Genomic DNA, 14,091 nt, shown 5'->3' on the forward strand with positions numbered 1-14,091 from the left:
CGGCCGCGCCGCGCGTCGCAGCCGACGCCCCGGGCGCGGGATTCATCGACACGCTGACCAGGCTGCGCCAGGACCGGGTGTTGGTGTTGTTCACCTTGAGTTGCGCCTTGGCCAATCTGGTGTATGCGCGTTTTTCCAGCTATCTGCCCTTGTATCTGATGCAAACCTTGCCCGAGGCGGAGGTGCTGCGCTGGATGTCGGCGCTGATCAGCTGCAACGCGGTGTGCGTGGTTCTGCTGCAATATCCGCTGGGGCGTGGCTTGCGGCCGGGCCGCTTGATGCCGGCGATAGGCGCGGGCTTCATCTTGTTGGGGCTAGGCACGCTGGGTTTCGGCTGGATGCGGGGCGGCCTGTGGGGTATGTGCGCGGCGATGCTGGTGTTCTCCTTGGGCGAGATTGTGCTGGTGCCGGCCGAGTATCTGTATATAGACGCAATCGCGCCGGAGGACTGCAAGGGCATTTATTACGGCGCGCAAAACCTGGCCAGTCTGGGGGGCGCGCTGGGACCGATGCTGGCTGGCTGGGTGCTGGCCCGCGCGTCCGCCGGGCTGCTGTTCGCCGGAATGGCGGCGTTTTGCGCGCTGGCCTGGTTGCTGGCCTTGCGTGGCGAGACCTTGCGGCGGACCCGGCACGGCAGTCGCTGGCAGGCTTCGGTCTTGAAGGCGTGATCTGACGCGGGCTATCTCTTTGGCGGTTTTTTTGTCATGATCAAGCGCTTGTTTGAATTGTCGCGTAGACGACGAAACAAGCCCGATACGAGGAGAAGGCCATGGATAAGCGCGAACAGGATTTATTTGTCGCGGTAGGGGAAGAGCAGCTGTATCTCAAGCGCATTTACTGTCGCGAGGAAGGTCCGCCGGTACTGCTGCTGCACGGTGTAATGGCGAATGGCCGCACTTTTTACAGCGACTCCGGCAAGGGGCTGGCGCATTACCTGGCCGAGGCCGGCTACGATGTGTTCGCCGCCGACCTGCGCGGCCGTGGACGTAGCTTTCCCAAGATCAGCCGCGCCTCGCGTCACGGTCAGACCGAGACCATCTGCGAGGACCTGCCGGCGCTGCATCGTCACATCCGCGAACTCAAGCACGGCGCGTCGCTGCACTGGATGGCCCATTCCTGGGGCGGCGTGCATATGTCCAGCTGTCTGATGCGTTTTCCCGAGCTGGCTGAGCAAGTGGCCAGCCTGGTCTACTTCGGCAGCAAGCGCAGCGTGCGGGTGCGCAATCTGAACAAGCTGGTGGAAGTGGACTTCATGTGGAATATCGCCTCGCGGGTGTTGATCCGCTGCTTCGGCTATCTGCCGGCGCGGCGCATCCGCCTGGGCGCGGACGACGAGAGCGACAAGAGCCATCTGCAAAGCAAGCTGTGGGCGCAGCCCAAGCCCTGGGTGGACAGCGACGACGGCTTCGACTATGGCGCAGCCGCCCAAAGCGCGGGTTTGCCGCCGGCGCTGTACTTTGCCGCCGGCAACGATCCCTGTCGCGGCCATCCGGAGGATGTGCGCCGTTTTCGCGACGAATCCGGCCCGCATCTGTCGCGGCTGCATCTGTTGTCGCGGCGCGCCGGCCACCTGCACGACTACAATCATGTGTCATTATTGACCCATCCTGATGCCATCCGGGACCATTTCCCGCTGGTATTGGCATGGCTGCATGGGCAGTATGATAGGGTCAGCGAAAATTACTGATAAATCACATTCTCCTGGACGCGCGGCTGTGGTAGAAATCGCGGCTGGGAGAATGAATCATGACACAACACTTTGAAGTTACGCCCTATTTACTGGGGCCTGTTATCGACAACCTTGCCGAACAGGGCTGGGTCGTGGACCGCAGCCTGTTTAGCGCAGAAGAGATCCGCCTGCTGCGCGAGGAGTGCCTCGCCAACTGGCAGCAGGGCAAATTCCACGAGGCCGCCGTCGGGCGTGCCGCGCAGCAAAACCGCCGCAGCGAAATCCGTTCCGATTCGGTGCTGTGGCTGGAGCCGGACAAGGCGGATTCCGCCGCGTCCTTGTATTTCTCCAAGCTGGATGCCGTCCGTCAGGCGGTGAACCAGGCCTTCTACATGGGGCTGGAGGACCTGGAGTCCCACTTCGCCGTGTATCCGCAGGGCGCATTCTATAAAAAACACCTGGACCGCTTCCGTGACGACGACGCGCGCGCGCTGACCGCGGTGCTGTATCTGAATGACGACTGGCCGGCCGACGCGGGCGGCGAGATGCGCCTCTATCTGGACGAGGACGGCGAGCGCCATGTCGATGTCCGGCCGGAAGCCGGCACCCTGGCGCTGTTTCTGTCCGACCGTTTCTGGCACGAGGTATTGCCGGCCGGCCAGCAGCGGCTGTCCATCACCGGCTGGTTCCGCCGCCGGCTGGCAACGGCGGTCGGCTGGTAGCCGGAACGGTCGTGCTAGAATCTTCGCCAAGCATTCAGCACACAAAGGACAGTGAAGATGTCAGGCAATACCATGGGATTGTTGTTCACGGTGACTTCCTTCGGCGAAAGCCACGGCCCGGCCATAGGCTGCGTGGTGGACGGCTGCCCGCCGGGACTGGAGATCAGCGAAGCCGACATCCAGCTGGAACTGGACCGGCGCAAGCCCGGCACCAGCCGCCATGTGACCCAGCGCCGCGAGCCGGACAGCGTTGAAATCCTGTCCGGCGTGTATGAGGGCAAGACCACCGGCACGCCAATCGCGCTGCTGATCCGCAACACTGATCAGCGCAGCAAGGACTATGGCAATATCGCCGACACCTTCCGTCCCGGCCACGCCGATTACTGCTATTGGCACAAATACGGCATCCGCGATCCGCGCGGCGGCGGCCGTTCCTCCGCCCGCGAAACCGCGGTGCGGGTGGCCGCCGGCGCCATCGCCAAGAAATGGTTGAGCGAACGCTACGGCATCGTCATTCGCGGCCACATGAGCCAGATCGGCGAAGTCGCCATTCCGTTCAAGGCTTGGGAGCATGTGTCCACCAACCCCTTCTTCGCCGCCGATCCCGAGGTGGTGCCGCAGCTGGAAAGCTATATGGACAGCGTGCGCAAGAGCCTGGATTCGATAGGCGCGCGGCTGCGGGTGGTGGCCGAGAACGTGCCGGTGGGCTGGGGCGAGCCGGTGTTCGATCGGCTGGACGCCGACATCGCCCACGCGATGATGAGCATCAACGCGGTCAAGGGGGTGGAAATCGGCGCCGGCTTCGGCTGCGTCACCCAGCGTGGCAGCGAGCACGGCGACGAACTGACGCCGCAGGGCTTCGCCAGCAATCACGCCGGCGGCGTGCTCGGCGGTATTTCCACCGGCCAGGACATCGAGGTGTCCATCGCCATCAAGCCGACATCCTCCATCGCCCAGCCGCGCCGTTCCATAGACAAGCAGGGCCAGCCGCTGACCATGGAAACCCATGGCCGCCACGATCCCTGCGTCGGCATCCGCGCCACGCCCATCGCCGAGGCGATGCTGGCGCTGGTGCTGATCGACCACGCCTTGCGCCATCGCGCGCAATGCGGCGATGTTTCGGTAGATACTCCCAGAATTGCCGGCCGAATCAGCTAGACTTTAAACCGTAAGCCGGGACGACGCCGGCATATCCGGTGGGACGGAACATGCTGAAAAATCTGATCAGTGGCCTGACCGGCCGTTTGAAGAAGCCCGCGGACGCCGCCGACGACGAGGCGGTGGTTCCTACGCCATTCACCGAGCTGGCGCCCAATAGCGCGGCCAGCCGGCAGCTGGAAAACTCGCCGCCGCTGGACCTGCCCGCCACCCTGGGCTTTGTGTCGCACCAGCCGGTGATGGACCGGTTGCAGCGGGTGGTGGCTTACGATTTCTTCGTGCGCCAGGGCAAGCGCAACATCGCCGCCGGCAAGCAGCAGGAATTCGACCGGCTGATGCTGAGCACTTTGCAGAATATGGACATATTCCGCCTGCTGGCTTTCCGCCGCGCCTTCGTCCATATCTCCATCGACACGCTGGACGATCCCATGCTGTCCAATATGCCGGCCAGCAGTGTGATCTTCGTGTTGGAGCCGTCGCAGACTGGATCGGTCTCCGACGAGATGCTCCAGCAGCTGGACACGCTCAAGCAAAGAGGCATGCGCTTCGCGCTGGAGCCGGCGGCCTACGATCCTGGCAGCCTGCCGGCGCATCTGCAGAACGATTTGTTCAGCCGCATGGACTTCATGGTGCTGGACTTCGCCGCGCCCTCGTCCAAGGTGCTGGCGCCGATTCTGGATCAATTGCCCAAGCGCTACCCCACGGTGCGCTGGATGGCGCGCAATGTCGGCACCGCCGAGGATCTGGACGTCTGCCTGCGTGGCCCCGGCCATCACCGTTTCGCCTTGTTCCACGGTCCCTTCATCGCCACCGTGCGCGCGCTGGAAGGCGGCAAGGTGGACGCTAGCCAGACCAGGGTGCTGCAGATCATGCGCATGTTGCGCGCCAATGCCGAGGCGGCCGAGATTGAAATCCAGTTCAAGCTGGATTCGGTATTGCTGTTCAAGCTGCTGCGCTTCATGAATTCCCCGGTGCATGGTTTGTCGCGCAAGGTGCAGACCATAGAGGAAACCCTGATGCTGCTGGGGCGCGAGACCTTGTTCAAGTGGCTGTCCATGCTGTTGTTCACCTCGCGCAAGGACGATGGCACCGCGGTGTCGCTGCTGGAAAAGTCCTTGATCCGCGCGCGCCTGCTGGAGCGCATGGGCAGTTATCGCGGTAATAAGGTGGAAGCCGAGCATCTGTTTCTCACCGGCATGTTCTCCATGCTGGATGTGTTGCTGGGCGTGCCGTTTCCCGATGTGCTGGACCCGCTGGAACTGGCCTCGCCGGTGCGCGAGGCGGTGGTGGAGCACCGCGGCATGTTCGCCCCCTTCCTGGCGATGGCCTTGGCCTGTGAGCAGGGCGACACCGAGCAGATCGAGGCACTGGCCAAGGTACTGGATTTCGAAGTGGAACTGGTGAACCAGTACTATATGGACGCGGCGGTATGGGCGCAGGTGGTGTTGCGCGACGGCGAGGTCCACAACAATGTGGAAGCGGTGTGAGCATCTGTTCGCCAGCGCGTTGACAGCAAACAGGCCGCATCCTTGGATGCGGCCTGTTTGCTTTGCCTATTGGCCGTTGCCGGCCTGGGCTGGAGCCTGTCCCCGCGTGGCCGCATCGTCGGCGCCTGGCGGCGCGTGATGGTCTCCCGGGGGCGCGCCGCTGGGCTGGCCGGATGGCGCATTGCCCGGCGCCGCGCCGTGTTGCGGGCCGTCGTTGGTCTTGCCTGGGCCGCTGCCGCCTTGGGGGCCGCCGTCATGACTGCCGGCCCCGCCGGGACCGCCTGCTGATCCGCCACCGCCGTGGCCTCCACCTCCGCCATCATGGCCGCTACCACCGCCTCCGGAACCGCCGCCGCCGCCATCATGTCCGCCACCGCCACCGCCTTGGCTGAATAGCGGGCCGTGCGTCGGCGCGGCGCACCAGGCTGGCGTGGCAAGCGTGCCGAGCGCGTATACCAGCGTGGCCAGCAATGTCAGTCGTTTCATCGGCGGTCTCCTTGAGCGGTGGCCGGCTCGCCGTGAAGGCGGCATCGGCACAGATGAGAGCGTGCCCATGAGGGCGCGGCTGCTTCAGCATAGCCGTCCAAGTGCCATGGCGCCGTGGCCGGTCAAGGAAAAATGGTCAGGCGTCAGCCGCCTTTCAAGCCCAGCGCATAGCGTATCGCCTCGCGTTTCAACGGCCCGGCGCGGTCGGCCAGGCGCATGCCCAGGCGGCGCGCCAGCCGCAGCGGCGCGATATCGTTGGCGAAGCCGTAGCAGAACGCGTCCATCGCGGTTTGCATCGCCAGATTGGCCGGCTTGCGCGCGCGCTGGTAGCGTTGCAGCTCATCGGCGCTGGCGAAGTCGCGGCCATGGGCGGCTGCCTCCAGTATCACCTCGGCCAGCTTGGCGGCGTCCTGGAAGCCCAGGTTGACGCCCTGGCCGGCCAGCGGGTGTATGGTATGGGCGGCGTCGCCGACCAGGACCACGCCGTCCTTGATGTAACGCTGCGCGTGGCGGCGGGTCAGCGCGAAGCTGCCCTTGGCCAGGATGCGGCGGATATTGCCCAGCTTGCGCGGGAAGGCGGCGTGAAAGGCGGCGGCCAGCTCGGCCTCGTCCAGTGCCAGCAAGCGCTGCACTTCCGGCGGGCGGTGATACCAGACCAGGGAACCGTAGGACCCGGTCAGCGGCAGGAAGGCCTGCGGGCCGTTCGGGGTGAAGCGTTGCCAGGTGATGTCCTGCTGCTCCTGATCCAGTTCGCAGCTGGCCACCAGCGCGTGCATGGGATAATCCCAGCTGGTGACCCCGATACCGGCGGCGTCGCGCACCGCGGAACGCGCGCCGTCGGCGGCGATCAGCAGCCGGGCGCTCAATTGGCGTCCATCCTCCAGCGTCACCCGCGATGCAAATGGCTGATAAGCCAGTTCGGCTATGCGCGCAGGCGCCAGATAGTCGACGTCGGCGCATTGGCGCAGCGCTTCGGTGGCGGCCAGCTGCACGATGCGGTTTTCCACAATGTGGCCCAGCGCCGCCTCGCCGGCCTCGGTGGCGCTGAACAGGGTGCCGGCGGCCTCCTCGTCCTCCCATACCTGCATGCGCAGATAGGGCGCCGCGCGCATCTCCAGTACCCGGGGCCAGGCGCCGATGCGCTGCAGAAAGCGCGCCGAGGCCGGGCTGATCGCCGATACGCGCAGATCCGGCGGTTGGGCCGCGTCGAACGGGGCGGGCGGCGCTTGCTCCAGCACCGCGATGCTCAGGCCATGGCCGGACAAGGCGGCGGCCAGCGCCGAGCCCACCATGCCGCCGCCGACGATGAGAATATCGCTGTATTGCATAAATCCCTTTCCAATCGTTTGCCCGCGCTTTTCGCCGAGCGCCGGGTCGCGCGCCAGCATAGCCCAGGGGAGGCTCCGCGCGTCTTGGCTTGGATCAAGCCGTTTGCGGTTCCGCCGCCAGCAGCGCGCGCAGCCGCGGCACCACGTGCTGGATGAACACCTCGTTCTTGCGCGGCAGTGGGTGGCGATAGGGGTAGACCAGGAAGGCCGGCCAACAGTCGTGGCTCCAGCCCGGCAGCACCGGCACCAACTGGCCGCTGGCGAGAAAATGGCTGGCCACATAATGCGGCAGCAGCGTCAGGCCGCAGCCGGCCACCGCGCCGGACAGCAACGGCGCGTACTGATTGCAACTGAGCACCGGCCGCACCGGCATGCGCAGGTAAACGCCGTCTTTCTCCAGCGACCATTCCACCGCCTCGCTGGGCGCCTTGCTGGAGTCATACAGCACGCGGTGCAGGCACAGGTCCTCCGGGTGCTCCAGCCGCGGCGCCTGCGCCAAGTAGCCTGGGGAGGCGTAGACGGTTTCGCGCATGAAGCCCAATGGCTTGGCCACCAGGCCCTCATCGTAGACATTGCGCGTGCGCACGCAGAAATCCAGGCCCTCGGCCACCGGGTCCTGCAGGCGGTTTTCCACTTGCAACTGCATTTCCAGCCCCGGGTACTGATTGGAGAGCTCGGACAGAATGGGTACTAGCAGGAATTGGGCGAAGGCGGAGGCCGAGCTGATCACCAGCGGCCCTTCCACGCAGTCCTGCACATTGCCGACATCGCCGCGCACCCGGTCCAGCATTTCGCGAAGCTGGCGCGCATGCACGGCCAGGCGCTGGCCGGCCTCGGTCAATGCCACGCGCCGGGTATTGCGCAAGACCAGCACCGTGCCCAGCTCCTGTTCCAATTGCTTCACCAACTGGCTGATGCGGCTTTTGGCGCAGCCGAGCGCATCGGCCGCCGCGGTGAAGCCGCCATGACGGGCCAGCGCGTCGAAGGCCAGCAAAGCGTCTGGCGAGGGAGGATGATTTGTTTTCATTTCAGAACAGTGTGTGGGCTTTTGGCGGATTTTATTGTTTGTGCATGTAGATTAGCATGGCTGCGTAATCAATAGCAGAACAATTGGAGCGCATCATGGTGTCGGGAGCCAAGCAGGCATGGAGTCGGTTCTGGGGGCGGCTGGGTCGCTTGTGGTGGGAAGGAATGTGCGCGCATGCGCGGCATGCGCTCCGCGATGAGGTCGAGGCGCTGGAGCGGGTGAAGTGCACGGCGGCGCGAGGGGGGCGGCCGTGCGTCAATTCGGTGGACGGCGCGCGGAGCCGCCGCGTTTTTCATTGATGGCAATGGCCAATAGAGGAGGAATGACGATGCAGGATACGAGAGCAGTGGTAACGGGATTTTTGAACGAAGTGCGCTCCGGGCGCGATCCGGACGCGGCGGAGCGCTATTTCGCGCCGCGGGTACTCGCGCATCAATTAGTGGCGGAGGCGCCATATGCGCTGGAGCGCAGCCCGGCCGACTACGCCGCGCATATACGCGAATTCCTGCGCGACTACGGCGCGTTCGAATTGCGGGTGGATGAATTGCTGGTGGACGGCGACAAGGCGTACGCGCGCTGGACCCAGACCGGGCGCGACCTGGCGGGCAGCGGCGAGACGGTGCGGCAAATCGGCAGCGCCTGCTATCGGGTGGCGGACGGCCGCATCGTCGAATACTGGATACAGAGTAGTTGACGGCGGCGCCGGCCACGCGACCCATGTCGGGTTTGAGCCGTTATTCATGCAGAAATCGACGCCGGCTTTCAGTTTTGTCAAACTTGGCCGATATTGCATAAATATAATGTTGGCCAAGATGACAATAAGGAGTTGTGCATGGGGATGCTTGGACGCAAGGGCCGGTTAGCGCTCTGCCTGGCGATGTTGATGGCCCAGGCCTGGGCCGAGGAAGCGCCGTCGGCCGATGGCTCGCAGCCCAAGACCGTGATCAAACTGCCCTTGAAGCTGAAGCCGCAAACCGCCGCCGACGCGCACAAGGACGAGCCGGCCAAGCCCGCAGCGCCGGCGGCCAAGCCGGAAGCGAAACCCGCCGCCAAGGCGGAGCATCCGCCCGAGGTCAAGGCGGCCAAGGCGGCGGAGCATCCGCCCGAGGCCAAAACCGCCAAGCCGGAAGCCAAGCCAGGGGCCAAGCCGGAGGTCAAGGCCGCCGCCAAGCCTGAAGTCAAAGCCGAGGCCAAAGCGGTCGCCAAGCCGATGGCGAGCAAGCCGGCCGAGGCCAAGGCGCCGGAAAAGCTGGAGCCGGCCGTCAAGATGTCGCCGCCGCCGGTCCACAAGGACTTGAGCCAGCCCAGCCCGGAAGTTCACGGGCCGGATTCCTTGCGCCATGCGCCGCGCAAGCGGCTGGTCAAACGCAAGCCTAAACCGGCGGCCGCAGCCGCGGGCGATATGCAGGCGGCCACCTTGCGCCAGTTGCAGCCCTTGCTGGCCTCGGTGGCCAAGGCGGGCCATGGCCTGCCGGGCGGGCAGGACGCGCGCGCCACCCTGGTGTCCTGCTCCGCGTCCAGAACGCCGGCCAAGGCCGAACGAGTGGGCGAGGGCAAGCAGGTGCTGCTGGTGCCCAGCTATGGCAGCCAACTGGCCGGCGCCGGCGGCGCCGTCGAATACGGCGTGCGTCAGCTGCATACCCCGCTGTTGGTGTTTGTCAGCCAGGCCGATTGCGAAGCGGTCAAGCTGGCCGCCTCGGATTACAGCCAGCAGTCCGAAGCCCAGCAGCAGGCGCTGGCCGCGATCAATATTCCCAAGGACATCGACGCGACCAATGGCGCGCTGCTCAATATCAATAATCAGGTGGAAGCGGCGATCATGACCTTTTCCGGCGAAGTGGAGGCCGGGCGGCTCGCCGTGGTGGGCGCCTTCTACGACGTGGGCAACGATCTGAAGCAGGGACGCGGCAAGCTGGTGATCACCAATCTGAACGGGGAAACCGATCCGGCCAAGATTCGCGGCATGAGCCGCGCCGGGCAGTACTTCAAATACAGCTTCATGAAGTAGCGGCTTCGCCGCCGCTCACGCCGATGGCCGCCGCAAGGCGGCCATTTTGCTTGCGCGGTAGCGCCGCCGTTACAGCCGGCGGCGGCTTATTTCCCGTCATTATTCCGACTACGACATTTTTTCTCCGCTTAATCCGTATTTGTTTGGCAATGCGCAAAACCGAATATTGTTTTTTCGCTTAGCATGGGTTTATTGATGCCGCCGCTATGGTTTCGTCTTTGCCGGCGACAAGGTTTTCTGCATTGAAAGCGCCTTGTTGTAACGCGCTTGCTACAAATAAGTTTTAGCGCGATGAGAATGCGTGGTAAATGGACAATAGTATTGTCACGATTTTATTTTCATAAATGAAAATGAATTGTCGCCAATTAGTCATTCTCTCGCCGCGACAGGTTTAACTGTTTGGGAGACTTGAAATGACCGTTAGCAATGAACTGGAACTGGACGCGCTGGTGGCGCGGGTGAAAAAGGCACAGGCCGCGTTTGCCGGCTTCAGCCAGGAGCAGGTGGATCACATCTTCCGCTCGGCGGCGCTGGCCGCCGCGGACGCGCGGATTCCGCTGGCCAAGATGGCGGTGGCGGAGACTGGCATGGGCGTGCTGGAAGACAAGGTGATCAAGAACCACTTCGCTTCCGAGTACATCTACAACAAGTACAAGGATGACAAGACCTGCGGCGTGCTGGCTGAGGATGACACCTTCGGCACCATCACCATCGCCGAGCCGGTGGGCCTGATCTGCGGCATCGTGCCGACCACCAATCCCACCTCCACCGCCATCTTCAAGGCGCTGATCTCCTTGAAAACGCGCAACGGCATCATTTTCTCGCCGCATCCGCGCGCCAAGCGCTCCACTTGCGAAGCGGCGCGGCTGGTATTGCAGGCGGCGGTGGCCGCCGGCGCGCCGCCGGACATCATCGGCTGGATAGACGAGCCCTCGGTGGCGCTGTCCAATCAGCTGATGCATCACCCCGACCTCAATCTGATCCTGGCCACCGGCGGCCCGGGCATGGTGCGCGCCGCTTATTCCTCCGGCAAGCCCGCCATCGGCGTCGGCGCCGGCAACACCCCGGCGGTGATAGACGAAACCGCCGACATCAAGCGCGCGGTCGCCTCCATCCTGATGTCCAAGACTTTCGACAATGGTGTGGTGTGCGCGTCGGAGCAGTCCGTCATCATCGTCGACGCCATCTACGACGCGGTGCGGCAGCGCTTCGCCAAACATGGCGGCTACATTCTGTCCAAACGCGAAGCCGAGGCGGTGCGCAAGGTGATTCTGCAGGACGGCAGCCTCAACGCCGCCATCGTCGGCCAGAGCGCGGCCAGGATTGCCGAGATGGCCGGCATCGAGGTGCCGCCGGCGACCAAGGTGCTGATCGGCGAGGTCAGCGATGTGTCCGCCGCCGAGGCCTTCGCCCATGAAAAACTGTCGCCGACGCTGGCGATGTACCGCGCCGGCGATTTCGTCGACGCCTGCGACAAGGCCGCGGCGCTGGTGGCGATGGGCGGCATCGGCCACACCTCGGCGCTGTATACCGACCAGGACTTGCAAGGCGAGCGCATCCGCTACTTCGGCGACAAGATGAAGACCGCGCGCATCCTGATCAACACGCCGTCGTCGCAAGGCGGCATCGGCGACCTTTACAACTTCAGCCTGGCGCCGTCGCTGACCCTGGGCTGCGGCTCCTGGGGCGGCAACTCGATCTCGGAGAACGTCGGGCCCAAGCACCTGATCAACAAGAAGACCGTGGCCAAGAGGGCCGAGAACATGCTGTGGCATAAGCTGCCCAAGTCGATTTATTTCCGCCGCGGCTGCCTGCCGGTGGCGCTGGAAGACCTGGCCGGCAAACGCCGCTGCCTGATCGTCACCGGCCAGTATCTGTTCGACAACGGCTTTGTCGACGAGCCCATTCGCCTGCTGAAGAAAATGGGTCTGGAAGTAGAGGTGTTCTTCGAGGTGCCGGCCGATCCGACGCTGGCGGTGGTGCGCAAGGGCGCGGACCTGGCGCACGCCTTCAAGCCGGACGTGATCATGGCCCTGGGCGGCGGTTCGCCTATGGACGCGGCCAAGATCATCTGGGTGATGTATGAACACCCGGAAGTGCATTTCGAAGACTTGGCGCTGCGCTTCATGGACATCCGCAAACGCATCTACCAGTTCCCGAAACTGGGGCAGAAGGCACTGATGGTGGCGGTGCCCACCACCTCCGGCACCGGCTCGGAAGTGACGCCGTTCGCCGTGGTCACCGACGAGAACACCGGGGTCAAGTACCCGATCGCCGACTACGAGCTGACGCCGAACATGGCCATCGTCGACGCCAATCTGGTGATGAATATGCCCAAGTCGCTGACCGCCTTCGGCGGCATCGACGCGGTGACCCACGCGCTGGAGGCCTATGTTTCGGTGATGGCCAACGAGTATTCGGATCCGCAAGCCTTGCAGGCCTTGAAGCTGCTCAAGGACTACCTGCCGTCCGCTTACCGCAACGGCGCCGGCGATCCCAAGGCGCGCGAACAGGTGCACAACGCCGCCACCATCGCCGGCATCGCCTTCGCCAACGCCTTCCTCGGCGTCTGCCACTCGATGGCGCACAAGATAGGCGCGGAATTCGACCTGGCCCACGGCCTGGCCAATGCGTTGCTGATCAGCAATGTGATCCGCTACAACGCCGCCGACGTGCCCACCAAGCAGACCGCTTTCAGCCAGTACGACCGCCCCAAGAGCGTGGCGCGCTATGCCGAGATCGCCCGCTACCTGGGCCTGGAGGCCAGCCGCGATCATGAGCGGGTGGAGAAGCTGATCGAATGGGTGGACGAACTCAAGCGCACGCTGGGCATTCCAGCCTCGATCCAGGCGGCCGGCGTGGCCGAGGCCGATTTCCTGGCCAAGGTGGACCTGCTGGCGGAAGCCGCCTTCGACGATCAGTGCACCGGCGCCAACCCGCGCTATCCGCTGATCAGCGAACTGAAGCAACTGCTGCTGGACAGCTATTACGGTCGCGCTTACAAGGAAAGCTGGGAGCGCGAGGCAGAGGCGGAAGCCAAGCCGGAAACGCGTCCGGCCAAGGGCAAGCTCAAGGCGGTGTGAGCCTGGTGCCCGGCCAAGCGGCGCGCTCGCGCGGCGCTTGGCTCAACGGGCGTCTTGGCGCAGGATTTTCAGGCCGTGGTTGACGATGGTGGCCAGGCGTTCGCCATCCCGCCCCGGTTTGAAGCAGACATGCAGCGTCTTGGTTTCCAGCAGCCGCGGATTCATCTCCAGCCTTTGGCCGATGTGTCGCACCAGCGAGTCGTGGCGCAGCAGATAGTGGAAAACATTCTGGTCTATCACGGCCAGGTCTATGCTGCCGCTGGCCAGCTTCAGCAGATTCCTGCCATCGTCCGGCGCCGGGTCGAAGCGCTGTCTGTCCTCGGCGATATTGCGGTCCAGTTGGTAGTTGTTGACGTAATCCTGCACTACGCCGACGCGGTAGGCGGCCAGGTCCGACACTTCGCGCCAGCGCAGGCGCTGGCCCTTGCGTTGCGCCAGGCCCAGCGGGCCATGGCCTATGGGGTCGGAGCAGATGAAGTGGCGGCGCACTTCCGCCGCGTCGTATTCCGGGAAATACCCCATCACCGCGGGCTTGTGCCGCGCGGCCGCCACCGCGCGCGCCCAGGGGTAGAACTTCACTTCCAGCGTATAGCCGGCGGCCTGGAAAATCCGCGCCAGCGTCGCCGTGCTCAAGCCCCGCTCCGGTAGTTGGGCGCCGGCGTAAGGCGGCCACTCCAGCGAGGCCAGCGTGACAACCGGCTGCGCGCGCGCCTGGCCGCACAAGGCGGCCACCAGCACCGGACATAAACGGATCAAAACGCTAAACCGCATCAATACCTGAAATAGCCTATGGTTTGCGCCAGCTCCGCCGCCTGCTCGCTCATGCCGCGCGCGGTGGCGGTCAGCTGTTCCGACGCCGAGGCGTTGGCCTGCATCGAACGGCTGATCTGGCTGACGCCCTGGTTGATCTGCTCCACCTGCAATGCCTGCTGGTTGGACGATTTATTGATTTCCTGCACCAAGCTGGCGGTGTTCTGGATCGCTGGCAACATCTGCTGGAACAGTTCGCCGGCATGCTCGGCGCGCTGCACGCTGCTCTGCGTCAGCTGGCTGATCTCCTTGGCCGCCTGCTGGCTGCGCGCGGCCAGCTTGCGCACCTCGCCGGCCACCACCGCGAAGCCGC

13 protein-coding genes are annotated in these 14,091 nt (G+C 64.5%); 8 read left to right on the plus strand and 5 right to left on the minus strand.

From position 1 onward, the window contains the following. The 5 genes from LQT98_RS22750 to LQT98_RS22770 form a co-directional block, all read left to right on the plus strand. A partial coding sequence (locus LQT98_RS22750; RefSeq protein ID WP_231465415.1) for an MFS transporter occupies positions 1 to 668 on the plus strand: 668 nt, incomplete at its 5' end. Between the two features lie 101 nt (positions 669 to 769). Beyond that, positions 770 to 1,687 carry an alpha/beta fold hydrolase gene (locus LQT98_RS22755; protein WP_231465417.1) on the plus strand — a complete coding sequence of 306 codons (918 nt, stop codon included), beginning with the start codon at positions 770 to 772 and terminating at the stop codon, positions 1,685 to 1,687. A gap of 59 nt (positions 1,688 to 1,746) precedes the next feature. Further along, complete coding sequence (locus tag LQT98_RS22760) at positions 1,747 to 2,391, plus strand: 2OG-Fe(II) oxygenase (protein ID WP_048410951.1); 645 nt, start codon at positions 1,747 to 1,749, stop codon at positions 2,389 to 2,391. Between the two features lie 57 nt (positions 2,392 to 2,448). Beyond that, the gene (gene aroC / locus LQT98_RS22765) at positions 2,449 to 3,549 is read left to right on the plus strand and encodes a chorismate synthase (protein ID WP_048410950.1); all 1,101 of its coding nucleotides are present in this window, start codon (positions 2,449 to 2,451) and stop codon (positions 3,547 to 3,549) included. Positions 3,550 to 3,599: 50 nt separating this feature from the next. Beyond that, positions 3,600 to 5,036 (plus strand): EAL and HDOD domain-containing protein, encoded by a 1,437-nt coding sequence (locus LQT98_RS22770; protein ID WP_231465419.1) that lies wholly within the window; start codon positions 3,600 to 3,602, stop codon positions 5,034 to 5,036. 66 nt (positions 5,037 to 5,102) lie between these two features. On the opposite strand, the gene LQT98_RS22775 is transcribed toward LQT98_RS22770, so the two are convergent. From LQT98_RS22775 to LQT98_RS22785, 3 genes are all read right to left on the minus strand, one after another. Then, positions 5,103 to 5,522 carry a hypothetical protein gene (locus LQT98_RS22775; RefSeq protein ID WP_231465421.1) on the minus strand — a complete coding sequence of 140 codons (420 nt, stop codon included), beginning with the start codon at positions 5,520 to 5,522 and terminating at the stop codon, positions 5,103 to 5,105. Positions 5,523 to 5,665: 143 nt separating this feature from the next. After that, entirely contained in the window at positions 5,666 to 6,850 is a 1,185-nt protein-coding gene (locus LQT98_RS22780; RefSeq protein ID WP_231465423.1) for an FAD-dependent monooxygenase, read from the minus strand. A 94-nt stretch (positions 6,851 to 6,944) separates the two neighbouring features. Next, a complete protein-coding gene (locus LQT98_RS22785; RefSeq protein ID WP_231465425.1) occupies positions 6,945 to 7,877 on the minus strand; it encodes a LysR family transcriptional regulator in 933 nt (310 codons plus the stop codon). A gap of 328 nt (positions 7,878 to 8,205) precedes the next feature. On the opposite strand from LQT98_RS22785, the gene LQT98_RS22790 reads away from it, so the two are divergent. From LQT98_RS22790 to adhE, 3 genes are all read left to right on the plus strand, one after another. Then, positions 8,206 to 8,571 carry an ester cyclase gene (locus LQT98_RS22790; protein ID WP_231465427.1) on the plus strand — a complete coding sequence of 122 codons (366 nt, stop codon included), beginning with the start codon at positions 8,206 to 8,208 and terminating at the stop codon, positions 8,569 to 8,571. Between the two features lie 138 nt (positions 8,572 to 8,709). Beyond that, on the plus strand, positions 8,710 to 9,885 hold the full coding sequence (locus LQT98_RS22795; RefSeq protein WP_231465429.1) for a carbonic anhydrase: 1,176 nt from the start codon (positions 8,710 to 8,712) through the stop codon (positions 9,883 to 9,885). Between the two features lie 413 nt (positions 9,886 to 10,298). Next, the gene (adhE, locus tag LQT98_RS22800) at positions 10,299 to 12,968 is read left to right on the plus strand and encodes a bifunctional acetaldehyde-CoA/alcohol dehydrogenase (RefSeq protein ID WP_231465431.1); all 2,670 of its coding nucleotides are present in this window, start codon (positions 10,299 to 10,301) and stop codon (positions 12,966 to 12,968) included. Between the two features lie 42 nt (positions 12,969 to 13,010). Here the strand turns inward: adhE and LQT98_RS22805 are convergent, their stop codons facing one another. Both LQT98_RS22805 and LQT98_RS22810 read right to left on the minus strand, forming a co-directional pair. Continuing rightward, entirely contained in the window at positions 13,011 to 13,739 is a 729-nt protein-coding gene (locus LQT98_RS22805) for a substrate-binding periplasmic protein (RefSeq protein ID WP_231465433.1), read from the minus strand. After that, positions 13,739 to 14,091, minus strand: a 353-nt coding sequence (locus tag LQT98_RS22810) for a methyl-accepting chemotaxis protein (protein ID WP_231465435.1), incomplete at its 5' end; no start/stop codon positions are given. The genes LQT98_RS22810 and LQT98_RS22805, both read right to left, overlap by 1 nt.

This window comes from Chromobacterium aquaticum (assembly GCF_021129195.1).
Taxonomy (GTDB): Bacteria; Pseudomonadota; Gammaproteobacteria; order Burkholderiales; family Chromobacteriaceae; genus Chromobacterium; species Chromobacterium aquaticum.